This window comes from Dactylosporangium sp. NPDC048998, assembly GCF_043197855.1.
In the GTDB taxonomy this organism is placed as follows: Bacteria; Actinomycetota; Actinomycetes; order Mycobacteriales; family Micromonosporaceae; genus Dactylosporangium.
In genome coordinates, this window is the sequence record NZ_JBICTV010000108.1 from 1 (window position 1) to 1,169 (window position 1,169).

General features: G+C 68.6%; 1 protein-coding gene. It reads right to left on the reverse strand.

Going from position 1 to position 1,169, the window contains the following annotated elements:
- Positions 1–1,169 (reverse strand): IS4 family transposase (locus tag ACGFI8_RS48050; RefSeq protein WP_392815843.1); only part of this gene is annotated, 1,169 nt, incomplete at both ends.

Consider the following 1,169-nt stretch of genomic DNA (forward strand, 5'->3'; position numbering starts at 1 on the left):
GTGACCTGGCGGCGGACGAGGCGCAGGGTGCGGGTGAAGGACACCTGGTCGGGGTCGATGTCGGCGCCGGTGGCGGCGTGGTGCATCAAGCTGCGTATGGCGTAGTGCACGAGGAGGAAGCCGTAGATCTCCTGCTCGACCCCGGTCGGGGTCTGTGATCGCAGGACCATGCCGGGTTGGCCTTGATGGGTTTTCAGCTCGTCGAGGGATGTTTCGATCTCCCAGCGTTGGGTGTAGAGCGCGGCCAGGTCCAGCGCCGGGGCGGCGGCCGGGTCCAGGATGGTGGTGATCAGCCGGTAGACGGTGGCCTGACCGGGCATGGTGTATTCGACCACCCGCACGGTGATCGGGTCGGTGTGGCGCCTGTCGCGTGCGGCGAAGATGTGCGACAGGTATGAGCCGTCGCTCAGTTGCTCGATCACGGGCAGCACAGCGACGGACTTGACCCGCCAGAGCAGGTCCGCGCCGGTCGCGGCGGCTTCCCGCCACAGGTCGAAGCTGAGGAATCCCCGATCGGCCAGCAGCAGCATGCCCGGACTCAGCGCGCCGAACAGCTGCCGGGCCAGGACGGTCTCATGGGTGGACAGTGGCCCGGTGGTGGCGGCGAAGACGGCGTGGGTGCCGCATTCAGCCATCGCCGTGACCCGCGCCTGCGGGTAGGCGCCGCTGCCGTTGCCGCGGCCCGAACCCGGCCGGCCGAAGAAGTCCACATTGGACACTGTGTCGGGCAGATCGAAGGTGGTGCCGTCCACCGCGACCAGACGCCATCCCCGGTAGAAGGCACCGACCGTCGCCGGGGTGGCCACCGGCCGGCACACCGCGGCGAACAACGCCTTGATCGGCTCCGGCCCCAACCGGACCCGGGCCCGGGTGATCGCCGCTGTGGTCGGCACCTGCCACGAACCCCGCCAGCTACGCGCCCAGCCCAACCCCTCGGTCAGCAATCGGGCCACCTCTTCATAGCCCTGACCGAAGAACAGACACATGGCAAGGACGTAGTAGACCACCACCCGCGCCGGCAACAACCGGCTGCGCTGCTGCGTACGACCCGCCTCAGCGACCACCCGATCCACCAACTCCGGCGGAAACGTCGAGGTCAACAACCCGACCGCAATCCGATCCGACAACCGCTCACCAAGCGGCGCTTTCACCTGTCCAGCACGCGGCAC